We start from the raw sequence: 23,892 nt of genomic DNA on the forward strand, positions 1-23,892 counted from the left end.
GGCGTTAGTTGTCACATACCGAGGATAGTTCGCACCATGATCAATTGAGCCCTCCGGTGCGTTCCAGGCCTCGCCGGTCATGTCTCGATGTCCACCTTGATCTGCAAGTGAGTCGCGCCGATCTCGCGCAGCAGTCGGTGGTGGTGCTCCACCAAGTGTTTGGAGACGTCGATGCGGAGCGGGTTCAGTTCCGCGCTCAGGGCTTCGCGGCCGGTCATGATGGCGTCCCGCCGAGGGGTGTAGCCGATCAAAGCATCGGAATCCGCAGGTCGGGGACGGTGGCTCCGCGGCGGACGGGTGCCTCAGCAGGGCGCCTCGTGGACCGCCGCGTCTGCGGAGATCGTCAGCGGCCTCGTACCGGAATCCGCAACGCTGGATCGCCTACACCACGACGCGGGACACGACCCGGTCATCTCTAGCAGACCGCTCGGCTCTGGTTCGAGGCGGCGTTCGTATCTATAAGCAGTAGGCCCGTTACGTGGATCGGGTGCGGAAGGTCTGGTGGAGTGCGGCGACCTGCAGCAGCAGGTCGCGGTGCGTGAGGTGATCGTCATGGAGGGAGTTCAGGGCCCTTACCTCCACGACACGTTCGGCGACCGGTCTGCTGGGATGTAACGGGTCGAGACCCAGGCCGGTCGCCTCAGCGCTCGGGATTCACGCCGGCGTCGAATCGGTCGGTTGCCCGCTGATCTGATTTCCCGTCGGCAGTAGCTCCCAGTGCAGATTCGTTGGCCCGGGAATGGTCCGGATCCTGCTTTGCCCGGGGCGGCCGCCTGGTGGTAGCCAGCGGTCGGGCTCTGCGGGAACTGCTCGTACTTCCGGCCAGGCAGTGGCACCGGCGGCCAACACTGCCCTGCACGCTGTTACTGCAGGGCGACGTCCGCTGGCCGTGGCCGCAGGCGGTGGCCAAGCGCACTGACGGGACGGTCCCACTTGGCACAGGTCATAACGACTGTCCAGGGGCGTCCGGCCGGTCCAGGACGGGAGCTTAATGCCAGGTCAGGGCCTCATGGTCCGGGGGAGCCCGCACAGTCGGTGAGACTCGTGTGAGAGCGCGTGAGAGCGCGTGAGACGAGGAAGCCCCGCCGGAATGCACCGGCGGGGCTTCTGCGTGCGGCGGGCTATGACGGCATTGGTTTCCGGTGTCAGCCCGTATCGCTGTGTGTGCGAACTGTGTGCTGGCTGATCGGTGGTTCCGTACGATGGGGCACGGGCCGTGCAACGTGCGCGGGGATGGCCGGCTAGGGGGCGAGCATGCAGATGCTCGATTTTGAACTGGAGATCAACGCTGGCGCCGGCTGTAGGTACCCGGTTTCTGCTCGCGCGCCCGGCGGGGACGCTGCCACCAGCATGGGTCTACCACTGGAGATTAAGGAACTGGATCATCAGCTTGCCGTGATCAACGAGGCGGTGCTCGCATCCTCTGCGATTGCGCGCCGTGTAGCCACCGGCGACGAGGAACCGGTGCAGTTGCTTGGTCGGCAATTGTTTGACTCCCTGATTTCCGGTGACGTCCGCGCCTTGTATGTGGCTAGCGCCCAGCGGGCTCGCGAAGAAGGGGCGGTTCTGCGGCTGGTGCTGCGCATCCGCCCGCCGGAACTGGCCCGGCTACCGTGGGAGTTCCTCTTCGACTCGGGTCGACAGGACTACCTGGGCCTGAGCCTCCCTCTGGTTCGCTATCCTCAGGTGATGGCCCCACTGCAGCCGCTGCAGGTCGCCGCGCCGTTGCGGGTCCTCGGAATGGTGGCCCGCCCTGGGGACCAGGACGCGCTGGAGGTTGACGACGAGCAGCGGCGGCTGCGCGCCGCACTGGCAGGGTTGGAACGCGACGGCTTGGTCCAGCTCGCATGGGTGGACGGACAAACGTATGGCGACTTGGAAGATGCCCTGGACCACGGTCCCTGGCACGCCTTCCATTTCGTTGGCCATGGCGGCTACGACCCAGACAGCGACGAGGGCACCATCGCTCTTGTCGGCGAGCATGGTCGCACCGACTCCATCGGCGCCGATGACCTGAGTCGGCTACTGGGTGATCACTTCACGCTGCGGCTGGTGGTGCTCAACGCCTGTGACACCGGGCGGGGCAGCGCCCTGGACGTGTTCTCCAGCACCGCTGGCGCGCTGGTCCGCCGGGGTATTCCGGCCGTGGTGGCCATGCAGTTCGCGATTAGCGACCCAGCCGCAATCCGGTTCGCGCAGACTTTTTACCAGTACGTGGCCAAGCGATTGCCGGTAGATGCCAGCGTCATGCGCGCCCGGCGGGCGTTGCGGCGCGCCAAGAAGGACACCCTGGAGTGGGGCACCCCGGTGCTGTACCTGCGCGCACCAGACGGTCGCGTCTTCGACGCTACCCCCGCCCCATCCTGGCGTGCCCCGGCGACATCGTCGTCACCGTCTCACCACCCCCGAGAGCCGACGGGTACACCCGAAGCGGAGTCGCTGTACAACCAGGCGCTGGCGGCGTACTGGACCGAACGGTGGGACCACGCAGTAGAGCTACTGCGTCAAGTCCTCGCCCATCAGCCGGACCACTCTGACGCCACGGGCAAGCTAGAACACGCCCGCCGCCAGCAGCAGTTAGCGAACTGCTACGCAGAAGCCACCGCGGCCGCTGACACTGGCGATTGGGAGCGAGCCGTTGCTGGGTATGGAATCGTTGCTGACGCCGATGCCGGATACCTGGACGCCCGCGTGCGGCTGGAGAACGCGCGCCGCCAGCAGCAGCTCGCCCAATTGCACAGCGAGATACGCAGGCTGTACCAGGCCGGGCAGTGGGAAGCCGTGCTCAGGATCGCTGATCGCACGCGCGCCCTGGACCCGAACGTCGATGACCCCGATGGGCTGGTCACGTCAGCGCGCGTCGAGTTCGCCAAAGCTCACCAGGCCACGCAACCCGCCACCGACTATGACGAGGGGGTCAGATTGTTGCAGGCGGGCACGTGGCAGCAGGCATTGGACAAGCTCGAGCAGGTCATGCGGCTTGATCCCGACTATCGGGACACCGCGATGTTGGTAGCCCGGGCCCGTCAAGAAGTTACCGGCCCCCCGCCCCTGGCCCAGAGCCCGTCTCCTCCAGCCCGCGCACCGCGCGCCCTACTGGTGGTACGTCATGCAAAGACCGTAGGTGCAGTGGCTTTCAGCCCAGATGGCCGCTGGTTAGCAACTGGTGGCCACGACAAGACCGTCTGCCTCTGGGACACCACAAGCGGACAGGAGCTTTTGCGGGTGCCACACAAGGGTCTACTCGGCTGGGTCAACGCGGTTGCATTCAGTCCTGATGGCCGATGGCTAGCCACGTGTTCAGGCACGAACACGGCCTGGATTTGGGATGCGGCAAACGCAGAGGAGCACCTTCGCCTGGTGCATGACGGTGTTTTGAGCGAAGTCGACGCATTGGCTTTCAGCCCCGACGGCCGCCAGCTGGCCACATGTGGTCTGCGCAACACGGCACGCATCTGGGACACCACCAGCGGCCAGCAACTTCTACACATACGCGGGGATCGGCTTCACTTGGTGGAAGTGGTGGTGTTCAGCCCGGACGGCCGCTGGTTGGCCACCGCCGGTAGTTTGGACCACACGGCACGGATCTGGGACACCACCAGCGGCCAAGAACTCATCAAGGTGCCCCACGAGAACAACGTGCAGGGGGTGGCGTTCAGCCCGGACGGCCGCTGGTTGGCCACCGGGAGCGCTGACAACACGGCGCGAATCTGGGACACCACCAGCGGACAGGAACTCACGAAGCTGACCCACGACAAGGAGGTCTGGCGGGTGGCGTTCAGCCCGGACGGCCAATGGTTGGCCACCGGGAGCGCTGACAACACGGCGCGAATCTGGGACACCACCAGCGGACAGGAACTCACCAAGGTGACTCACGACAAGACGGTCAGGGACGTGGCGTTCAGCCCGGACGGCCAATGGTTGGCCACCGGGAGCGCTGACAACACGGCACGGATCTGGGCCCTGTACAAGGACGGGAACGATGAGTAAGCCCGGTCCGCTCCCTGCGCAGATTCTCGTTACCACCGAGGTCACACCCGAACAGGAACAGGCGATCATCGAGGCATTCGGCGTCCTCGGCGTTGTTGCCCGTGCCCGAACGGTTCCGACGCACCGTGGGGCAGGGGAACTGTCGTGGCTGGTACTCGTTGCGCTACCTCTGCATGCCTTCCTCAGCACTCTCGGATCCGCGTTGGCTGAAGAGCCTTCCCGGAGCCTCCAAAGGCTGATTGGCCGAACGCTCAAGGTCCGGCGCGAGGCACCAGCGCCTCCGCCCGTTCTGGTACTGCAGGACGCTGCGACCCGGATTCAGGTTGTGCTGGAGTCCGACCTGCCAATCGATGCGTACAGGGAGTTGGTCTCACTCGACCTGTCAACGTTTCGGACGGGACCGCTGCACTACGACCAGCAGCATCGTCGGTGGCGATCAGAGCTTGATGAATGGCAGCAGCATCAGGATTCACGACGTCATTAACCTCGCGCTTTCGCGAGTGTGCGTGTCCGGGGTGTGATCAAATAAGCGAGGAGTGCCCCTGGGACGATGGGACTTGTCTGGGGTCCTGTTCGTCGTCAGGAAAGCTGCACTCCTCAGGTGAAGAAGAGTATCGGGTCGTACCCGCATGCCCGCGTCGAGGGCGATGCTCGCGGGATGGTCTCGCAGGCCGGTGCCGTCCTGCTGGTGGAAACGGCCCGCAGGACTGGGCGGGATGCGGCGATGTCCCAGGCACTCGCATCCTGGCGCGAGCCCCAGGCGGTGGAAGATCCTGCTGGATGTCGCGCTCGCCGTGGCCATGGGTGGGGACTGCCTGGCTGATGTCGCGATGCTGCGGGCCGAGCATGGCCTGCCCGCACCACGACCCTGAACGGAAATCGGCCACCCACCGAAGCTGACGGCCAATCACGAAAGATCGAGGCCGGCTCCCGCGAGATCGAAAGGGCTGTCGGTGAACTGGCCACCCGCCCGTCACGGGCGGTGCGCGCCATGGTCGCCCTGGCGATCGACGTGAAGAGGAAAGGCTGGACCTGGCTGGAGCGCGCCGAGCGAACTGTCCAGCAGGGCGGCTGTGACGAGGCCGGCGAGGCCGCGGTCCGCGCCGCTCGCCTCAACCTCCTGGCCCGGGAGGGGGACCCCACCGTATGGGCACTTCTCGATGAACTGCCTCGGCACTCCGACGACCTGGAAGTCCTGCGACACAGCGTGCGAGCCCTCTACAACGTCGGCGACCTCGCCATCGAACTTGGGCATGACAAGAAAGCCGTCGAGTTGCTGACGGAGAGCATGGACCTCAGCAGGCGGGCTCGTGCGCCGAAAATCGAAGGCTACGTCCTGATCAACCGGCTGCGGCTCGATGCACTGGCCTGTCACTGGAGTGGCCTGGAGGCACGTATGCGCGAGATCGGAAGGGAGTTCCCCGATCTCGCAATGGCGGACGAGGAGTGGCACATGGCTTCCGGACTGCTGGCCACTGCCAGAGGCCAGTGGGCCCGGGCCCTGGAGCACTTCGGCTTCGTCGCCGCGGCCCGGGACACGGAATTCACGGTAACCGCGTCGCTCAGGGCAGTCGCTGCGATCGTCTCCGTGCTCCTGGCACATAACAATCCGAAGGATGCCTGGTCCACGGCTGAGCCGGCGGTTGAGGATCTGCGCCGGACGCGGGCCTGGGCCCGTGGCACCGGCCTGGTCGCCGCTGCCGTCGCGGCGGCCCTGGCATGCGGCGACCGAGACACCGCGCAACAGCTTGCCGACGACGCCGAACGGGGGCTGCAGGGTTGCGACGCACCTGCTGACTTCGCCGAACTCTGTCTGACCCAGGGCCTGTTGCTTCAGGACACCGACACCGCGGCAGCAGCCGTAGGCGCAGCGGAACCCTTTGCGGCGCGCTTCAGGGAGGCGTCCCGATGCGGTGGGCTCTCAGCGCTCAGTCCCGCAACGGCTGACCGGGAGAGGCCGAGTGCGCGTAGGTGAGAGGACTCTTGGCACATCTGTACAGGCCCTCCAGCCCGTCCGGCCGCTGCACCGAGGAAGATGCCTCTCCCCCCTCCGGCTGCCTGAAGAAGCGCACCCCCAACCACGACGTCGCTCCCGACTTATTCCCAGACCGCCGCTGGATCATTCCCTCGAAAGCGCGTCCGCGGTCGCTCGATTACCGACGAGGCCGCTCGTGTGAGCACGTCGCGGAGCCCTCCGCCCTGCCCCGCTCAGGTCACTGCCATGCAGTGCCTCGTCCCCTCGGTAGACAGCTCCGCATGATGCTGAAACTGATTGGCAAAAGCACAGGTCAATGGGGTGGGCTGGGGACACTTAGCGGCTGTGGTCACAGCGGCTGCGACAAACATGCCCAGCGACGTGCTGGCCGGCCACTATCCCGACAGCTGCGGCAGCATCCTCCTCACCGTCGAGCTCGCCGACGCCCACGACCACCTCAAAAGGCGCCGCGAGGCGCCACAATCGCACGCCCTCAGCACAGTTGAGCCTCGGGGCGTCGTGGCGCAGGCACCCGGGCGCGGGAGGCGGTGGTTACGTGACCGGCCGCCCCCTGTGGCCGTACTGCGTCAGTCTCGCCCGCGCTGCGGGTGGCTGGTCTCAGCAGATCCGCGGGAGCAGTTCGCCCAGCGGCATGTCCACCACTCGGCGGGCGCCGACCAGGGTCCGGATGACCACTCGGCCGGCCTGCCCCTCGCGCGGTACCTGCCCGATGCGTACTGCTCCCGAGCCCTCCGGCTGGGTCCGCATGAGGGCCAGCGCCTCGTCGGCGGCCGCTGGTGCGACGAAGGCGACCAGGCAGCCCTCGTTCGCCACCACCAGGGGGTCCAGGCCGAGCAGATCGCAGGCGGCTGCCACGGGCGTCGGCACGGGGAGGGCGCTCTCCTCGATCTCGACGGCGATCCGTGCATCCCGGGCGATCTCGTTGAGCGCCGCGGCCAGTCCTCCCCTGGTCGGGTCGCGCAATGTGTGGACCTCGCTGCCGAGGCGGGCCATGGCGCGTACGAGCCGGTGAAGGGGTTGCGAGTCGGAGGCGATGTCGGCTTCGAAGCCGAGCCCCTCACGGGTGCTGAGCACCGTGGTGCCGTGCAGCCCGATGGGGCCGGAGAGCAGGATCGCGTCACCGGGTTGGGCGAGGGCGGCGGAGGGGCGCAGGGCCGAGAGGACGCGGCCGACCCCCGTGGTGTTGATGAAGATCTTGTCCGCGGCGCCCCGGCCGACGACCTTGGTGTCCCCGGTGATGACCGGGACCCCCGCTTCGCGGGCCGCCTTGCCCAAGGAGGTGAGTACGGAGCGGAGTTCGGAGAGTTCAAGGCCCTCTTCGACGATCAGCGCGACCGACAGTGCGATGGGCCAGGCGCCGCGCATCGCCAGGTCGTTGACCGTACCGTGCACAGCGAGTGAACCGATGTCACCGCCGGGGAAGAACAGCGGGCTCACTACGAAACTGTCCGTACTCACCACGAGTTCGGGGTGATCAGGGAGCAGTGCTGCGTCTTCCAGCGGCTCCGGCTGCTCCTGCGGTCCTTGGAGGGCGGGCAGGACCAGGTCCTCCAGCAGTTCGGCAGTCAGCCGTCCCCCGGCGCCGTGGCCGAGGAGTACGCGCTCGCTCTCCGCGTACGGGACAGGGCAGTTGAGGCGGTTCATGTCGGGGTTCGTCTCGGAGGTCATGCCGGACTCCTTGCCAGCCTCGTTCGGCCCGCCGCGTGGAAGGCGGCGCAGGTTCCCTCGGCGGAGACCATGGGCGCGCCGAGCGGATGGCGGGGTGTGCAGCGCACGCCGTACGCCGTGCAGTCGGTGGGCAGCTTGGCGCCGGTGAGGATGGCGCCCGCGATGCACTCGGGGTGCTCCTCGGGGCGCAGCCCGCCGACGTCGTAGCGCCGTGCCGCGTCGAATTCTGCGAATTCCTCCGTGAGTTCGAGACCGCTGGCGGGCAGGGTGCCGATGCCGCGCCAGGACCGGTCGGTGACCTGGAAGACCCGGCGCAGGACGTTCTGGGCCTCGGTGTTGCCGGAGCGGCGTACCGCCCGTACGTATTGGTTCTCCACTGTGTGCCTCCCGCGCTCCAGCTGTTGGACGGCCATGAGGATGCCCTCCAGCAGATCGAGAGGCTCGAAGCCGGTGACCACGATCGGGACCCGGTAGCGGTCGGCTATGGGTTCGTACTCCGTCCAGCCCATGACCGCGCACACGTGTCCGGCGGCGAGGAAGGCCTGAACCTCGCAGTCCGGCGACTCCAGTAGAGCCGTCATGGCCGGAGGTACGAGGACATGGCTCACCAGCATGCTGAAGTTGGCAAGGCCCAGGCGGGAGGCATGCAGCACGGCCATGGCGTTGGCCGGTGCGGTGGTTTCGAAGCCGACGGCGAGGAAGACGACCTCGCGGTCGGGGAGTTCGGCGGCCAGGCGTACGGCGTCCATGGGTGTGTAGACGACCCGGACGTCCGCGCCCCTGGCGCGCAGCGAGAGGAGGTCGGTGCTGCTGCCGGGGACGCGCAGCATGTCCCCGAAGCTGGTGAGGATCACTCCGGGGCGGGCGGCGACGGCCATGGCCCGGTCCAGAGTCTCCAGCGGGGTGACGCACACGGGGCAGCCGGGCCCGTGCACCATCCGGATGCCGGCCGGCAGCAGTTCGTCGATGCCCTGGCGGACGAGGGTGTGGGTCTGCCCGCCGCACACCTCCATGATCTGCCAGGGCGCGGTCGCGGCCCGGTGCAGTTCGTCCAGCAGCTGCCGGGCGAGAGCCGGATCGCGGTACTCGTCGAGGTACTTCATGACGAAGCCTGTGCGCCCTCGGCCGCGTCGGGGTGCCGGTGCGGACTTGTCAGGTCGAACTCGACATCCACCACACCCTCGACGGCCTGCACCAGGCGGGCTGCAACGGGTACGAGGGCGGTGTCGCGGATGCGTCCCGTGAGGGTCACCACGCCTTCCTGCACCTTTACCCGGACGGGTTCCGACTGCGTGGGGAACAGGAGAGCCACCACGTCCTTGCGGACCTCTTCGGCGATGTCCTTGTCGTCCCGCAGGAAGACCTTCAGCAGGTCGGCGCGGCTGACGATCCCCTCGAGCATGCCTATGTCGTTGACGACGGGCAGTCGCTTGACCTTGCGCTGCGCCATGACCCGTGCAGCCTGTGGGAGGGTCGCGCCCGGGTGGGTGGTGACGGCGGGGGCGGACATCAGTTCCTCGGCCGTCACTGCTCCGGCCTTGGCGAGATCGGGCAGTCGCCGCAGCTGGGTGTAGCGGTCCGCGTCGCTCTCCCGGAACTCCTCCTTGGGCAGCAGATCGGCCTCGGACACGACGCCGATGACCCGGCCCTCGCCTTCCAGGACCGGAAGGGCGCTGACCTTCCACCGCTCCATGGTCTGCACGATTTCCTTGAACGTCGCCTCGCGGCTGACGGCGACAACAGTGTGGGTCATCACATCGCTCACGATGTGCGGGGTGCCGTGCATGGTGCCCTCCTGGTCCGGTCGGTCAGCTGCGATGGATGGTCAGGTCGAGGAAGTGGGTCGAGCAGGAGATGCAAGGGTCGTGGTTGCGGATGGCCCGCTCGCACAGTGCGGTGAGCTCGGCGTCGGTGCCCCCGCCCCGGTCGGTCTCGTCCTGGACCAGGCGGCGCAGGTCCTCCTCGATCGCGGCCTGGTTCTGGGCGGTGGGCGGGACGAGCCTGGCGTCGGTGACGGTGCCTTCGGCATCCAGGACATAGCGGTGGTAGAGCAGGCCCCGGGGCGCCTCGGTGGCACCATGACCGGTGCCCGCACGGGGGGCCACCTCGATGTGCGGACGGGGCGGGGGCTCGTACGCCTCGATGATCCGCAGTGCCTCCTCGACGGCGTACAGCGTCTCCACGGCCCGTACGAGGATGCTGCGGAAGGGGTTGCGGCATACCGCCCCGGCGAGCGGGTCGCCAAGTCCGGCAGCCCTGGCCGCTTCGACTGCGACGGGGGTGAGGAGTCGGCCGTTGATGGCGTAGCGGGCGAGCGATCCGGTGAGATGGCGCTCTCCGCGTAGAGTGGCTTGCAGGGCAGTCGAGTGGGGCACTTGGTGTTCGACGACCTCGTCCGGGAAGTCCGGGACGGGGAAGGTACGAACCGGCAGTCGCCGCATGCTGTCCGCGGGGAGCCCGTGCGTGCTCGGGGCGGGCATCACCGCCGGGACGCCCGCGTCGATGGCGTAACGGCCGGACTCGGTGAGGGCGAGGAGCACGTTGTCGGAGCCGGCGTCCGGGAAGTCGAAGCCGGCCACCCAGCGGACGGTGTCCCAGGCGTCGTCCATGGCGCGGCGCAACCGCTCGGCGAGCGGCCGCAGTTCGGCTCTCGTAGGCACCCGGTGGAAGCCGCCGAGGCGCACGTTGACGGGATGGATCGCGCGCCCGCCGAGGAGTTCGAGGATGGCGTTGCCGGTCTGCTTCAGGCGCAGTCCGCGCTCGACGTGGGCGCGGTGGGTACGGGCCAGGTCGATGGCGCCGTCGCAGCCGAGGAAGTCCGGGGCATGCAGCAGATAGATGTGCAGGACCTGGCTCTCGATCCACTCGCCGCAGTACAGCAGCCGTCGCAGCTCGGCCAACTGCCCGTCGACCGCGGCCCCGCAGGCGTCCTCGATCGCCCGGCAGGCGCTCATCTGGTAGGCGACCGGGCAGATCCCGCACACCCGGGCGGTGATGTCGGGCGGTTCGGTGTACGCACGGCCGCGCAGGAACGCCTCGAAGAAGCGGGGCGGCTCGTAGATCTGCAGTCGCGTCTCGGTGACCCGCCCCTCCTGCATGCGTACGTGGAGGGCCCCCTCGCCCTCGACGCGGGAGAGCGAGCCGACGTGCAGGACCCTCGATCCACGGTGCGTCACGGCGTGGCCTCCTTCGCTTCCCGGTCGAAGGCGGCGGCATTGAAGGTGCGCAGCAGCCGCTCCACATCGCGATCATCCATGCCGTCGCGGTGCAGCAGTGGGATCAGGGCGGGCAGGTTCACCGATCCGGAGGGGCCGAAGCAGCCGTAGCAGCCGCGCCCGTACGCCGGACAGATCGCCCCGCAGCCCGCGCGGGTGACCGGCCCCAGGCAGGGCGTGCCGTGGGCGACGGTGACGCAGACCGTGCCGCGCCGCTTGCAGGCGAAGCACACGCTGTGGTTGGGGATGTCGGGCTTGCGGCCCGCCAGGTAGGCGGTGATGACTTCGAGCAGCTGACCTCGGTCGATGGGGCAGCCGCGCAGCTCGAAGTCGACGTTCACATGAGCCGAGACGGGAGTGGAGGTGGCCAGCGTGTCGATGTAGTCGGGCCGGGCGTAGACAGTGCGCCGGAACTCCTCGACGTCCGCGAAATTGCGCAGGGCCTGGATGCCGCCGGCCGTGGCGCAGGCTCCGATCGTCACCAGCCGGCGCGACTCGGCACGGATGGCGCGGACACGTTCGGCGTCTGCGGCCGTGGTCACCGAGCCCTCGACGAGGGAGAGGTCGTACGGGCCCGGCCGAACCGCGCTCGATGCCTCGAGGAAGTGGGCGATCTCCACCTGCCCGGCCAGCGTGAGGAGTTCGTCCTCGCAGTCCAGCAGGGTGAGCTGACAGCCGTCGCAGGAGGCCAGTTTCCAGACCGCCAGGGTAGGAGCGGCGAGCATCGCAGTATCCATCTCACAACTCCCTTACGGTGAGCAGGGGTTCGGCACGGTCGTAGCCGAGGACGGGGCCGTCGCGGCACAGCAGGACGGGTCCCAGCTGGCAGTGTCCGCAGTGCCCGGTCGCGCAGCGCATGTTCCGCTCCAGCGAGACCCTGATCCGTTCGGCGGGCAGCCCGCGGTGGAGGAGCTCGCGGGCAGTTGCGCGGATCATGACTTCGGGGCCGCAGACGAACGCCGTCGCCCGGTCGGGCTTGAAGCGGGCGCCGTTCAGCAGCGTGGTCACGACCCCGACTCCGCCGCGCCAGTCCCGGCCCGCCCGGTCGACGGTCACGGCCATGTGCAGACCGCCGCGGTGCGCCCAGTGCCGAACCTGCTCACGGAAGATGACGTCGTCCGGGCTGCGGGCGCCGACCAGCAGGTTCAGCCGCCCGTATGCGCCTGGGTCGGCCAGCGCGGCGACCATCACCGGCCGCAGCGGAGCCAGTCCGATGCCGCCCGCGACGACCAGGACGTCATGCCCGGCCGCCCGCTCCAGCTCCCAGCCGGTGCCGAAGGGGCCGCGCAGCCCCACCCGGTCCCCGGGCAGCAGTGCGTGCAATGCCCCAGAGGTCGCACCGACGGCACGCACGGTGTGTTCGAGGGACGGGCCGTGGATGCCGGACACCGAAACCGGGATCTCGCCGATCCCGAAGGCGTACATCATGGCGAACTGACCGGGTGCGAAGGCGGGCAGCGCGTCGGGACCGACCGGGGACAGCCTGAGCGTGATGGTGTCGGCGGTCTCGGTATGGCGGCGCACCACGAGGTACGGGACGGGGGGCGCGGTCATCGCGGACTGCCGCTGCCGTACGGGGCGTACAGGTCGAGCAGCCGGGTCCTGGCCGCTTGCAGCCGGTGGGCGATCACCTGCCCCACCCACTCGGCGACCGATGCCCTCAGCTCGGTGTCGGTCTGGCACAGCAGGCGCACCGCAGTGGCGTCGAACTCGTAGGCGCGCACCGGGCTCATCGCCTCTGCCCCCAACTGCCAGGTGTGCGGCGGGAACAGCCAGGACCAGCCGACGAGCTCTCCCAGGCCCAGATTTTCGATGACAGCTGCCCGGCGGCCCGGCACATGCATGTCGAGGGTGACCGTGCCGGAGCGGATGATCCAGAAACGGTCCGCCCGCCGTCCTTCCTCGAAGATACGGGTCCCCTGCGGGAAGTCGACCTCGCGCGCGATACGCAGCAGCTGGTTGCGGTGCTCGGCGGGCAGCGCCCGCATCATCGTGGTTGCGTTCATCGGCCTGCCTCTTCCTGGAGTTCCTCGTTGAGCGCCGTGATCTCTTCGGTGAGGTCTATGCCGACGGGGCACCAGACGATGCAGCGGCCGCAGCCCACGCAGCCGGAACTGCCGAACTGGTCGTGCCAGGTGCCGACTTTGTGCGTGAGCCACTGGCGGTAGCGGCTGCGCGCGGAGGAGCGGACCGGCCCGCCGTGCAGATAGGAGAAGTCGAGGTCGAAGCAGGAATCCCAGCGCTGCCACCGCTCGGCGTGGTCGCCGGTCAGATCGGTGACGTCCTCGGTGGTGGTGCAGAAACAGGTCGGGCACACCATGGTGCAGTTTCCGCAGGTCAGGCAGCGCTGTGCGACGTCGTCCCAGCGCTCGGCGTCCAGGCTCGCGCCCATCAGCGCCCGCAGGTCGACCGGCGGCACGGACCTGCCCATCCGGTCTGCGGCTCCGGCGACGGCGGTGCGCGCGGCGGTCTCGGTCTCCGGGTCGGCGGGCTGGTTCGGAATGTCCGCGAGCAGTGCCGCGCCTTCGTCACTCCGGTGCGTACGAGGAAACGATGCCCGGCACCGTCCACGATCTCGGTGAGCGCCAGATCGAAGCCGGCATCGGCTGCGGGCCCGGAGCCCATGGCGGCGCAGAAGCAAGTGGACCCGGGCTCGGTGCACTCGGCGGCGATCAGCAGCGTGCCCGTCCGCCGCCCCGCGTACCCGTCGTCGCGGAACCGGCCGCCGGCCAGTACCCGGTCCTGGATCGCGATGGCTCGCAGATCGCAGGGCCGCACGCCCAGAAATGCATACGAGGCGGGAGACACTTCCTCGGCCTGTACCGTCAGCTCACCGTCGGGTCCACGGTCCGCGCTCCACAGCTTCTCCCGCTGCGGGTGCAGGAACGTCTTCCACGACTGGGGCCCCGCGCTGTGCGCGAAGGCCGCCCCGTCCTCGCGCGGGCGCAGCCGGTAGTGACCGGCCTCCAGCTCGACGCCCCACCCGAAGGGCAGTTCGTCGGCGGAGGCCAGCTCGGCGAGGACGACCGCTCCGTCCCGGACCGTGGGTCCGACGACAGTGCGCCCCTGCGTGACGAGCAGCCTGATGAGCGCGTCGAGTCCGGTCCTGTCGAGTACGGCGACTGCCGGATTGTCATCCATGTCGTCCCCCTGGACGTACCTATGAGGCTGACACCCTCAGCGTCCGGCAGGCGCCGCACCGCGACTACGGGCCGCCCGGCCCTTGGCCTGGGTCCTTCGGCCCTCAAAAGGGAAGCTCGGCACCCTGTGTCGCAACCCGCGCCGCTATGTGATGGAAGGGAGAGAGGTCCACAGCCGAGCGGGACAGGAGGCCCGGATCATGCTTCGACCGGTCGTCGTGGGAATCGACGGATCCCCCGAGAGCCTGGCCGCCGCGCATTGGGCGGCGAGGGAAGCCCTGCTGCGCGGGCGGCCCCTTCGTATTGTGCACGCCTGGGAAGGGATGGCGGGTGACGACGCGACCCTGCCGGAGCTTCAAGTTCCGAGGGACAGGGCGCGCCGAACTCTGCGCCAAGCGATGGACCAGCTGATCGAGTGCCACCCCCACCTCGACATCAGCGCGGACGTGATCGCGCGGCCCGCGCCCGTCGGTCTGCTCGCCGAGGCGGAGGCCGCCGAGATGCTGGTGCTCGGCAGTCGTGGCCTCAGCGGTGTCGGCGGCTTCCTGGTCGGCTCGGTCGCCCAGGCGGTCGTGGCTCACGCGCGGCGGCCGGTGGTGCTCGTACGAACCGGCACGGCCGCCGAGGGCCACTACGTGCCCAGCCCCGACGGAAGGCCCTCCACACTCACGCCACACGGCCCGGTGATCCTGGGCATCGATCCGTCGCATCCCTGCGGTGAGCTCGTCGAGTTCGCCTTCGACGAGGCGGCCCGGCGCCACGCGCCCCTGCAGGCCGTCCACGCCTGGCACTTTCCGCGCGCCTCGGGCTACGCGCCGGGCCCCATGGACGCCACAGCACGGGCGGAGTCCGGAGCGGAGGCGTCGAGGGCCCTCGTATCGGCACTCGGTCCGTGGCGGGAGAAGTTTCCGGCGGTGGAGGTCCATGAGCTGGTGGCGGAGGGCCGGCCTGTGCAACAGCTGCTTGAGGCCGCCCATGGAGCGGGCCTGCTGGTCTTGGGCCGCAAGGTGCGCCCGGGCTCGATGGGCCCGCACATCGGTCGGGTCGTCCACGCGCTCATGCACCATGCCGGATGCCCCGTGGCGATCGTCTCTCATGAGTGAGGCTCTCTGAGCGAGTCCCACGGCCCTGCGCCGACCGGCCATGAAGAGAGGTGGCCCGGGTGACCCACGTCACGGGCCATGTGGCCCTCGCGCCCGGAGCCCTACCCGGACTCACATGGGAAGTACCGGCTCTGGCCTCATGAACGCCGCCGCAACCATCGCCACGGCCTGGCTCGCACTGCCTGCCGGGCGGCAGAGGGAGAGACGGCACGCTCCGCATCCGCGGACGCCGGAAGTTCTGGAGGAGATGAGACGTGATGCGTGTCGCGATCGTGTACGAGAGCCTGTTCGGCAATACGCGCCAGGTCGCCGAGGCGATCGCGGATGGTGTGCGCGAGTCCCGGCCGGACGCCGAGATCGACTGTTTGAAAGTGGAGGAGGCGAACCCGGAGCGAGTCGGGGCGGCCGACCTGCTCGTCGTGGGAGGCCCGACCCATATGCGGGGCATGACGTCCGGTCTCACCCGGAAGATGGGGCTGCAGGCCGAGCAGAAGGAGAGCGAGGGTGACCAGGAGAAATCCCGGCACGAGCCCGAGGAGGGCGCGGAGGGCCCGGGGGTTCGGGATTGGTTCCACGGGCTGTCCAAGACCCGCAACGGTGTCCGCGCCGCAGCCTTCGACACCCGTGCGGACTTCCGTCTGGCCGGCGGCGCCGCACACGCGATAGCGCGCAAGCTGCGCAGTCACGGCTTCCAACTGACCGCCGAGCCTGAAGGCTTCATCATCGAGGACACCGAAGGCCCGCTGCGGGAAGGGGAACTCGACCGGGCCAAGGCCTGGGGCGCGGCACTGGCCTGATTCATCCCACCCGATCCGTGGGGCCGCGCCGAAGCCGGTGCCACATTCCCTTGTCACCGGATGAGTGCGCGCTGCCTTGGACGGCGCGGGCTCTCAGTACACAGAGGTCGGCCATTGGCCGAATACGGCGGCGAGGACCCCCGCGTCCAGCAGCACACCCACCAGGAGCCAGGGGTTGAACCAAACCGCCTTGAGGACCAGGCCGGACACAGCCGCGGCGACGGCGGCATCCGGCCAGCCGCCGCTGTGCGCGGCCACCGCCGCGCCGGCGATGACGTACAGCAGCGCGGTGACGGCGGCGAGGGACACGGCCGAGACGTTGACCGCCGACCGCGGCATACCGGATTCCGCAAGGACCCAAGAGCGCGTCGGCGAGAATGACATGGGGCGCTCGGGTCCGGCCGGTCCGGCCCATACCGCGAGATGGACAAGGCCGTGGGCAATCAGGAAGACGGCGACAAGTGCGGTGATCACGGTTGCGGCTCCGGTTCCTTGCCGCCCGGGCCGAGGCGGAACGGCGGGTGGACATCGGTCATGGTGTGATCTCTTTCGGCTTGTGCGGACATGCTGGCTGTCCCAGCAGGGCCGCGAGTCGCGCGGGGAACAACTCCGAGCCGAGCGGACATGGTTGGCGGCGTCCGCAAGGAGGACACGGACGGCGAGCGGGGGCGTAATCCGGGGCGTCTCACGTCGGCGGCGCCGGCCCGGGCCCTTCGCCGACTTCCTTGGCAATGCCGCGGGCCCAGGCTCGTATCCGCTCCATGTCGCGGAAGTCACCGCCTCGCCCCCGCTTGACGATCATCCGGGCGACGAAGCCCCGGGCTCCCTCCTCGAGCCGGCCGCCGAAAGTGACGTGCTCCCGGGCGTCGAGCCGGGTCGCCGCCCGGGCAGCACCCGACACCGGAGGGATGTCGCGTTCGCCCGCCGAGGCGTCCAGCGGACCGCTGCTGAACAGCCACACCGGGCGTTCGGCCAGGGCTTGCTCGTGGCGGCGGGCGAAGCGAACGGCGTCGCGGTGCCAGCGGCCCGCGTACAGGGCGCCGCCGAGCACCACCGCGTCGTACCCCGAGACATCGCGGACCTCTGCGGCGGGGCGCGCCTCGGAGCGCATCCCCTCCTCCTTCAGGGCGTCGGCGATGACGCCGGCGATCTCGGCGGTCGATCCGTTCTTCGTGCCGTACGCGACGAGTATTCTCGCGTTCATTCCGGACACCTCCTCAGTGCCTGCGCAGCCACTCCTCGCCGACGCCATAGACGGCCGGATCGTCGGGCCGCAGATGCGAGTCGTCCAGGCGGTACGTCAACATGTCGACGACGGCCACGACTCCGTCCACCTGACTGACCATCCGCAGCGCAATCGGTACGTCGCTGCACCGCTCCACCTGGCCGCTGAGCGTGACGACGCCTTCGCTCACGTCGACCGTCACGGTCTCCGGGTCGAGCCAGAGGGCGTTGACGATCACTTCGTCCACCACCGCGCGGCGGATCTCTTCGTCCGGCCGCAGGAAGACCTGGAGCAGATCCCAGCGGGTGACGATGCCAACCAGCCGGTCCTCCTCATCGACCACGGGCAGCCGCTCGATCCGGCGCTGCGCCATGGTCCTGGCGGCGTCCGCGATGGTCGACTCGGCCCGCACGGTGATGGCAGGCGCGGACATCAAGGTTCCCGCAGTACGCGCATGGGCCTTGTCCGCATCATGCCCCTTGGAGATGTGCAGCCAGCTGAGCCAGTGCGGCCGTCCCTGCTCGTCCAGTGCCGGTTCCTCGGCCTGCCGGGCCATCAGGTCGGTCTCCGAGATCACCCCGATGACCTTTTCGTCCTCGTCGACCACCGGCAGTCCGCTGATGCGGTGCTCGCCGAGCAGCCGGGCCACTTCCTTGAACGGAGTGTCGTACGTGACCTTGACGACGTCATCGACCATCACCCCACCGATCTTCATGTGCTTCATGTCCATAGCTCCTCTCAGCGCAGCCGGCGCAGATACGGGTCGCGGGCCTGCCGCGGCACCAGGCGGACGCGGACGTCCAGGGCCGTGATGCCGCCCGGGCGTGCGATCACGGGATTGAGATCGGCCTCGGCGAGCTGCGGAAGGTCACAGGCCATCCGGGACAGCCGCAGCAGCAGCTGCTCCAGTCCTTCGAGGTCGACGGCGCCGCCGCCGCGGAAGCCGAAGAGCAGCGGCGCGCAGCGCGGCGAGGTGATGAGGTCGTGGACGTCGTGGTCGGTCAGCGGGGCGAGCCGGGCCGCGTGATCGGCCAGGAGCTCGGTCGCCGTACCGCCCAGGCCGAACAGGACCAGCGGGCCGAAGACTTCGTCCTGGACCACACCCGTGAACAGCTCGATGCCGCGTTCGGCGAGCGGCTGGACGACCACTCCGGTCATCAGGTCTCCGAAACGGGTGACCAGGTCGCGGTGTGCAGCCCGCACCTGCGAGGCATTCTGAAGATCGAGGTGGACGGCGCGCTGTTCGCTCTTGTGGACCAGGCCCGGCCAGTGGGCCTTCATCACGACCCGCCCATCAGGTCCCGCCAGCCGTGCCGCAGCGGCGACGGCGGCCTCTTCGTCCTCGGCCCACTCCCAGCGGATCTGCGGGATGCCGTAGTGGCCAAGGAGTTCGGCCGTCGCACGGGGGGCGAGCCAGCCCCCCTCGGGGTGTTCGGCGAGGAAAGCGTCGGCCGTTGCTTTCGCCGCCGCGGTGTCCACGTCCGCGAGCTCGGGGATCGTGCCTTCCGGGCGGGCGCGCCAGCGTGCGTAGGTCACGGCGTGCGCCAGGGCGCGGGCCGCGTCCGCCGCATCGGAGTAGGCGGGTACAAATCCGCCGCCCGCGGTCGGCAGCAGCTCCACCCGTGCCGCCTGTGCGGGCAGGACCGCGGCGACCGTTCGGGAGCGACGGCGGTCCGGGCCGGGGGACAGGGCCCGGACGAGATCGTCGCCGGTCGCCGCGGCGACCGCGGTGGGGACCAGCACCACCAGTACGGCGTCGACGGCTCCGTGCGCCGCGAGCCGGTCTACGCACTCCTGCAGTTGCGTCTCGCTGACGGCGGCCGTGGCGTCGACGGGATTGGTGGCTGAGGCCCCCACTGGCAGCCCGGCCAGCAGCCCCGCGACCAGTTCGCTGCCGAGCTCGGGAATCCTCAGCCCGGCCTCTGCGCATGCGTCGGCGGCCAGTACGCCTGCCCCGCCCGCGTTGGTGACGATGGCGACCGAGGAGCCGCAGGGCAGTGGCTGGGAGTGCAACAGCCCTGCACTGTCGAGGAGTTCGCCGATCGTGCGGGTCGCGATGATTCCGGCCTGGGTGAACAGGGCCTGCCGGGTCATGGTGCGGGTGGCTGCCGCCGCGGTGTGGGAGGCGGCGGCCCGGCGACCGGCCTCGGAGCGCCCGGCGTCCACGGTCAGGACCGGCAGCGTGCGGGCCACCCGCCGCGCTGTTCGCGAGAACGCGCGTGGATTGCCGAAGGATTCAAGGTGCAGCACAGCGAGGTCGGTCTGACCGTCGCTCTCCCACCACTGCAGCATGTCGTTGCCGCTGACGTCGTACTTGTCGCCCAGCGAGACGAAGGTGGACACCCCGATGCCGAGCCGGGACAGCCCGTCGAGCAGCGCGATGCCCACCCCTCCGGACTGCACGGCGACTCCGGCCGTACCCGCCAGGGGGCGGTCGGCGGCGAAGGTGGCGTTCAGCCGCAGATCCGGGTCGGTGTTGGCCAGACCGAGGCAGTTGGGGCCGACCAGCCGCATCCCGTACGCACGGCACGTGGCGAGCAGCGCGGCCGCCTGGTGGGCGTCGAGGCCGGAGGAGACCACCAGCAGCGCCCTCGCGCCAAGCTTTCCGCAGTCCTCGGCGGCTTGCGGTACGGCGGCCGCGGGGACGGCGAGCACGGCGAGATCGGGCGGGAAGGACAGCTCGGCCACTGAGCGGTGGCAGCTCACCCACTCGATCGCGTCCGCATGCGGATTGACCGCGTCCAAACGGCCGGCGAAACCACCGGTCCGCAGATTGCGCAGCACGGCCCGGCCGACCGAGCCCGCCTTGCGGCCCGCGCCGACGACGGCGACCGTGCGGGGCCGCAGCAGTGGCTTCAGGCTCGCCACGTCCGCGGTGCTGCCTCGGTTGTCGACTGCCGACAAGTAGTCCTCGTCCACGGCCAGTTGGACCGTCCACCGCACCTCGGGGCCGTCGAAGCGCCGGGTTGTGCGCAGGCCGAGGTCGGCGAATACTTTCAGCATCTCGTGGTTCTCGGACAGTGCGTCGGCCGCGAAGGCGGTGATGCCCGCCTGGCGGGCGGCGTCGACGAGATGCTCGAGCAGCAAGGTGCCGAGTCCCCGGTGGTGCCAGTCGTCCGCGACGGTGAGTGCGATCTCGGCCGTGGTCGATTCCGGTATGGCGTCGTACTCGGCCAGTCCGACGAGCCGCCCGCCGCTTTCCGCGACCAGAGCGCGGTAGCCGGACCGGTCGCGCCGGGTGAGCCGGCCGGCCGCCTGTTCGGCGGACAGGTGGCTCACTGTGAAGAAGCGCCGCCGCAGATTCTCCGCCGACATGCCCTCGTACAGGGCCAGGACGGCGTCGTGATCGTCCGGCTCCGCCTGCCGTATCCGCACTGTCGTGCCGTCCGTCAGCAGCGCGTGCACCTGCTGGGCCTTGCTCGCGGGGCTGTGGATCTGCGTCATGACCGTGCCTTCCTCGTGGGGAATCCACGTCCAGACTCGGGCGGGAGCACGGCAGGCCGCAGGGGTCGGCCGGGCCATTGAGCGGGGCCGACCGGCCCTCAGGGCGCGTCCGGTCGGTCCCGGGGCGCCTGCGGCAGCGGCTCGCCCAGCTCGCCGGTGACGGCGTCCGCCATCGCGCGCAGCACCCCGAGCGTCCGCTCGGCCTCCGCCTCGTCGACGGTCGTGATCGCGAAGCCGACATGGACGATGACGTATGTTCCGGCCTCGGCCTCAGGCGTGTACTCCAGGCACACCTCGCGCCGCACTCCGCCGAAGTCGACTGTCGCCATGCGCAGTCCGCCGGAGTCGTGGACCTCAAGGACCCGGCCTGGAATGCCCAGACACATCGCGCTCACCCCTTCGCCTTCGCCAGCCGGGCGGCGGCCACCGCCGCCTGGCCGTAGCTGATGCCGCCGTCGTTGACCGGGACCGCGCTGCCCACCAGTACGCGCAGACCCTGGGCGCGCAGCAGCGTCCGTACGGCGGTGAGCAGCCGCCGGTTCTGGAAGCAGCCGCCTGACAGGCACACGGTCCGCGGGGCTCCGGCGGCCACGGTGCCCTCGACGAGTGCGGCGGTCGCCTCGGCAATGGTCGTGTGGAAGGCGGCGGCGATACGGGGCACAGGGACGCCCGACGCGAGCTCTTCGAGGAGTGCGGTCAGGGTCGCGACCGGATCGTAGACCCACAAGCCCTCCGCGCGAACCAGCCGCCACGGCAGCGCGTCGGTGTGGATGTCACCGGCCGCGGCTTCCAGTGCGACGGCTGCCTGGCCTTCGTACGACACCTCGTCGCCGAACCCCAGCAGACCGGCGGCCGCGTCGAACAGCCGGCCCGCGCTGGAGGCGCGCGGACAGTTGATCCCGCGTTCGGCCATCGCCCGCACCAGCCGCACCTCGCGGGGATCGAGCCGTTCGGTGAACGGCTTCGTCAGCCAGGGCGCGGGGCGGGGCGTACCGAGCGTCTCCGCGCCGTACAGGTAGCCCAGTGCCATCCGGGACGGGTGGCGCACCGCCGCCTCGGCGCCCGGCAGGGGTGCGGTGGCGAACCGGCCGACGCGCCGGTAGCCGGCCAGGTCCGCGACCAGGATCTCGCCGCCCCACAACGTGCCGTCGTCGCCGAGCCCCAGCCCGTCGTAGGCCACCCCGATGAAGGGCCCGCGCACGCCGTGTTCCGCGGCGCAGGCGGCCACGTGGGCGTGGTGATGCTGAACGGCGATGCGCTGCTCGACCGGCCAGCAGTGGGCCCACTGGGTTGAGAGGTACCCCGGGTGGAGGTCGTGGGCGACGGCGCTCGGGGTGATGCCGGTGAGGCGCCGGAGATCGGTGTACGAGGTCGCGAAGGCGTCCAGGGTCGTCGCGTCGGCAAGATCGCCGCCATGCGGGCCGAGATGCGCGTGCCCGCCCTCGGCGAGGGTGAAGGTGTGCTTGAGCTGTGCACCGGCTGCGACCAGAGGCAGCGCTGCCGGGACGGGGAGCGACAGCGGCGCGGGGGCGAGGCCGCGGGCCCGGCGGAGGGTGAGCACGGTGCGCCCGGCGACGGTGGCCACGGAATCGTCGTAGCGCGCGCGGATCGGCCGGTCGTGGGTGAGGAAGCCGTCGGCGACCGACGCCAGGCTCCGGCGGGCCTCGGCGTCGTCGATGGCGGTGGGCTCCTCTGCCCGGTTGCCGCTGGTGACGACGAGCGGCCGGTCCAGATCGCGCAGCAGCAGATGATGCAGTCCGGTGGTGGGCAGGAACAACCCGATCCTGTCGGTACCGGGGTGAACATCGGGACACAACTGCCCCGCACGGGCGGTGAGCAGCACCACGGGCCGCGACGCAGACGTCAGCACCGCCTGCTCCGAGCGGGTGGTCCGCGCCAGACGCTCGACCGCGGCCCGGTCCCGCACCATCACCGCGAACGGCTTCGCGGGACGCCGCTTGCGGCGGCGGAGTTCGGCGACGGCGGCCGCGTTGCCCGCGTCGCACACCAGCTGGTAGCCGCCGACGCCCTTCATCGCGATGATCCCTCCCGCTGCCACGGCGGCCACGGCGGCGCGCAGCGCGTCCTCCCCGGCCAGGCCGTTCCATGCGAGGACGGGTCCGCAGTCGGGGCACGCCAGGGGCTCTGCATGGAAGCGGCGGTCGGTGGGATCGGCGTACTGGGCCGCGCAGGGCGGGCACAGGGGGAAGCCGCGCATGACGGTGCGCACACGGTCGTACGGGAGATCGTCGATGACCGTGGCACGGGGGCCGCAGTCGGTGCAGTTGATGAACGGATAGCGGTAACGGCGGTCGGCAGGATCGAACAGTTCGCGCAGGCATGCCTCACATGTGGCCGCGTCCGGTGGGACTTCGCGGGGCGCGTCCGGGGAGGAGGCGGAACTGCCGCGGACGGTGAACCCCGTTCCGGGCGCCGGGGGTCTGCCGGACACGTCGGTCACCCGTATCCGGCGTACAGCAGCCAGCGGGGGCGCGTCGCGCCGTATCCGGTGGACGAAGTCGCGCAGTGCGGACGGCGGCCCGGCAACGGTGAGTTCCACATGGCCGTTCGCGTTGCGCACCCAGCCGTCCAGCTCCAGGCCGGTCGCCAGGCGGTGCACGTGCGGGCGGAAACCCACACCCTGGACCGTGCCGAAGACCTCGATGCGCTGGGCGGTGCGCTCGCCGCTCATGGTGGGCCTCCGCTGTGTGTATCGCGGAGGCCGCGCGCGGCCGCGTCCCGGTGGCGGACGATCTCGTCCTCCATCCGCTCGACGAGTGCTTCGACTCTCGCAGCAACCGGCTCCGACAGACCCGTGCCGAGCGAGGTGTCCGCCACTTCGACGGCGTACACCACGAGATGGCCGGGCAGTCGCCCCAGCGCCCGCGACAGCTCGACGGCCTCACCGAGGCCCAGCCCGTGCGAACTCGTCGTGCGCGGCTGCCCCTGCTCGGCTGCGTCGAGCTCCAGCCGGTGCACCCGCCCCGGGTGGCCGGGATGGGCGTGTGCGGCGTCCAGCACCACGGCCAGGTCCGCGTTCTCCCACAGCCCGATCAGTCGGCCCGGATCTCCGTCGCACACCGACAGGACTGTTCCCGGGGGCAGGGGACGGCCCTCAGCCCGCTCCCGCAGCCGGGCGATCACCGCCCAGGCCACCCCGTCGTCGTGGCGGAACTCGTTGCCGACCCCGATGATGGCGATACGGGCGGAATGCGTGGAGCCGGACATGATTCCTCTCCCTCCGCTGCGTTTGCCTCCAGCCTGCGTGCGGACCTGCCGGGGAGCGTTGGGCCGAAGGGCCCCAGGAAGGGTCT

19 protein-coding genes and 2 pseudogenes are annotated in these 23,892 nt (G+C 69.9%); 5 read left to right on the forward strand and 16 right to left on the reverse strand.

Annotation, left to right across the window (positions count from 1 at the left end; all coding sequences use genetic code 11):
* Positions 1 to 77: 77 nt before the first annotated feature.
* Positions 78 to 218 (reverse strand): hypothetical protein, encoded by a 141-nt coding sequence (locus OOK40_RS22075; protein WP_266484675.1) that lies wholly within the window; start codon positions 216 to 218, stop codon positions 78 to 80.
* A 1,036-nt stretch (positions 219 to 1,254) separates the two neighbouring features.
* Between OOK40_RS22075 and OOK40_RS22080 the strand changes: the two genes are divergently transcribed.
* From OOK40_RS22080 to OOK40_RS22090, 3 genes and pseudogenes are all read left to right on the forward strand, one after another.
* On the forward strand, positions 1,255 to 3,990 hold the full coding sequence (locus tag OOK40_RS22080) for a CHAT domain-containing protein (protein ID WP_266484685.1): 2,736 nt from the start codon (positions 1,255 to 1,257) through the stop codon (positions 3,988 to 3,990).
* Between the two features lie 658 nt (positions 3,991 to 4,648).
* Positions 4,649 to 4,832, forward strand: a pseudogene (locus OOK40_RS22085) (IS1380 family transposase); the annotation flags it as partial.
* A 149-nt stretch (positions 4,833 to 4,981) separates the two neighbouring features.
* On the forward strand, positions 4,982 to 5,965 hold the full coding sequence (locus OOK40_RS22090) for a hypothetical protein (RefSeq protein ID WP_266484688.1): 984 nt from the start codon (positions 4,982 to 4,984) through the stop codon (positions 5,963 to 5,965).
* Positions 5,966 to 6,583: 618 nt separating this feature from the next.
* Here the strand turns inward: OOK40_RS22090 and hypE are convergent.
* The 8 genes and pseudogenes from hypE to OOK40_RS22130 form a co-directional block, all read right to left on the reverse strand.
* Positions 6,584 to 7,654 (reverse strand): hydrogenase expression/formation protein HypE, encoded by a 1,071-nt coding sequence (hypE, locus tag OOK40_RS22095; protein WP_323136090.1) that lies wholly within the window; start codon positions 7,652 to 7,654, stop codon positions 6,584 to 6,586.
* Entirely contained in the window at positions 7,651 to 8,757 is a 1,107-nt protein-coding gene (gene hypD, locus OOK40_RS22100) for a hydrogenase formation protein HypD (RefSeq protein ID WP_266484690.1), read from the reverse strand. The genes hypE and hypD overlap by 4 nt, the downstream gene beginning before the upstream one ends.
* Entirely contained in the window at positions 8,754 to 9,440 is a 687-nt protein-coding gene (locus OOK40_RS22105) for a CBS domain-containing protein (RefSeq protein WP_266484692.1), read from the reverse strand. The genes hypD and OOK40_RS22105 overlap by 4 nt, the downstream gene beginning before the upstream one ends.
* Before the next feature lie 22 nt (positions 9,441 to 9,462).
* Positions 9,463 to 10,830, reverse strand: a complete 1,368-nt coding sequence (locus tag OOK40_RS22110; RefSeq protein ID WP_266484696.1) for a Ni/Fe hydrogenase subunit alpha — start codon at positions 10,828 to 10,830, stop codon at positions 9,463 to 9,465.
* Complete coding sequence (locus OOK40_RS22115) at positions 10,827 to 11,606, reverse strand: oxidoreductase (RefSeq protein ID WP_266484698.1); 780 nt, start codon at positions 11,604 to 11,606, stop codon at positions 10,827 to 10,829. Before OOK40_RS22115 ends, OOK40_RS22110 begins: the two co-directional genes overlap by 4 nt.
* 1 nt (position 11,607) lies before the next feature.
* The gene (locus OOK40_RS22120) at positions 11,608 to 12,423 is read right to left on the reverse strand and encodes an FAD/NAD(P)-binding protein (protein ID WP_266484700.1); all 816 of its coding nucleotides are present in this window, start codon (positions 12,421 to 12,423) and stop codon (positions 11,608 to 11,610) included.
* Positions 12,420 to 12,875 carry a Crp/Fnr family transcriptional regulator gene (locus OOK40_RS22125; RefSeq protein WP_266484702.1) on the reverse strand — a complete coding sequence of 152 codons (456 nt, stop codon included), beginning with the start codon at positions 12,873 to 12,875 and terminating at the stop codon, positions 12,420 to 12,422. The genes OOK40_RS22120 and OOK40_RS22125 overlap by 4 nt, the downstream gene beginning before the upstream one ends.
* Positions 12,872 to 14,010, reverse strand: a pseudogene (locus OOK40_RS22130) (4Fe-4S dicluster domain-containing protein). Before OOK40_RS22130 ends, OOK40_RS22125 begins: the two are co-directional and overlap by 4 nt.
* Positions 14,011 to 14,209: 199 nt before the next feature.
* Here OOK40_RS22130 and OOK40_RS22135 point away from each other — a divergent pair.
* Both OOK40_RS22135 and OOK40_RS22140 read left to right on the forward strand, forming a co-directional pair.
* Entirely contained in the window at positions 14,210 to 15,112 is a 903-nt protein-coding gene (locus OOK40_RS22135; protein WP_266484704.1) for a universal stress protein, read from the forward strand.
* A gap of 257 nt (positions 15,113 to 15,369) precedes the next feature.
* Positions 15,370 to 15,909, forward strand: coding sequence for a flavodoxin domain-containing protein (locus OOK40_RS22140; RefSeq protein ID WP_266484706.1), 540 nt, complete (start codon positions 15,370 to 15,372; stop codon positions 15,907 to 15,909).
* Between the two features lie 93 nt (positions 15,910 to 16,002).
* Here the strand turns inward: OOK40_RS22140 and OOK40_RS22145 are convergent, their stop codons facing one another.
* From OOK40_RS22145 to OOK40_RS22175, 7 genes are all read right to left on the reverse strand, one after another.
* The gene (locus OOK40_RS22145; protein WP_266484710.1) at positions 16,003 to 16,383 is read right to left on the reverse strand and encodes a hypothetical protein; all 381 of its coding nucleotides are present in this window, start codon (positions 16,381 to 16,383) and stop codon (positions 16,003 to 16,005) included.
* A 211-nt stretch (positions 16,384 to 16,594) separates the two neighbouring features.
* Positions 16,595 to 17,113: a flavodoxin domain-containing protein gene (locus tag OOK40_RS22150; RefSeq protein ID WP_266484712.1), complete on the reverse strand. Its 519-nt coding sequence runs from the start codon at positions 17,111 to 17,113 to the stop codon at positions 16,595 to 16,597.
* A 13-nt stretch (positions 17,114 to 17,126) separates the two neighbouring features.
* Positions 17,127 to 17,858: a CBS domain-containing protein gene (locus OOK40_RS22155; RefSeq protein WP_266484715.1), complete on the reverse strand. Its 732-nt coding sequence runs from the start codon at positions 17,856 to 17,858 to the stop codon at positions 17,127 to 17,129.
* Between the two features lie 14 nt (positions 17,859 to 17,872).
* Positions 17,873 to 20,578, reverse strand: coding sequence for a bifunctional GNAT family N-acetyltransferase/acetate--CoA ligase family protein (locus tag OOK40_RS22160; protein ID WP_266484718.1), 2,706 nt, complete (start codon positions 20,576 to 20,578; stop codon positions 17,873 to 17,875).
* Positions 20,579 to 20,676: 98 nt separating this feature from the next.
* Complete coding sequence (locus tag OOK40_RS22165) at positions 20,677 to 20,964, reverse strand: HypC/HybG/HupF family hydrogenase formation chaperone (protein ID WP_266486493.1); 288 nt, start codon at positions 20,962 to 20,964, stop codon at positions 20,677 to 20,679.
* 5 nt (positions 20,965 to 20,969) lie between these two features.
* Positions 20,970 to 23,270 carry a carbamoyltransferase HypF gene (hypF, locus tag OOK40_RS22170; protein WP_266484721.1) on the reverse strand — a complete coding sequence of 767 codons (2,301 nt, stop codon included), beginning with the start codon at positions 23,268 to 23,270 and terminating at the stop codon, positions 20,970 to 20,972.
* The gene (locus tag OOK40_RS22175) at positions 23,267 to 23,806 is read right to left on the reverse strand and encodes a hydrogenase maturation protease (protein ID WP_266484723.1); all 540 of its coding nucleotides are present in this window, start codon (positions 23,804 to 23,806) and stop codon (positions 23,267 to 23,269) included. The genes hypF and OOK40_RS22175 overlap by 4 nt, the downstream gene beginning before the upstream one ends.
* Positions 23,807 to 23,892: the final 86 nt, after the last annotated feature.

This window comes from Streptomyces sp. NBC_01481, assembly GCF_026339995.1.
GTDB lineage: Bacteria > Actinomycetota > Actinomycetes > Streptomycetales > Streptomycetaceae > Streptomyces.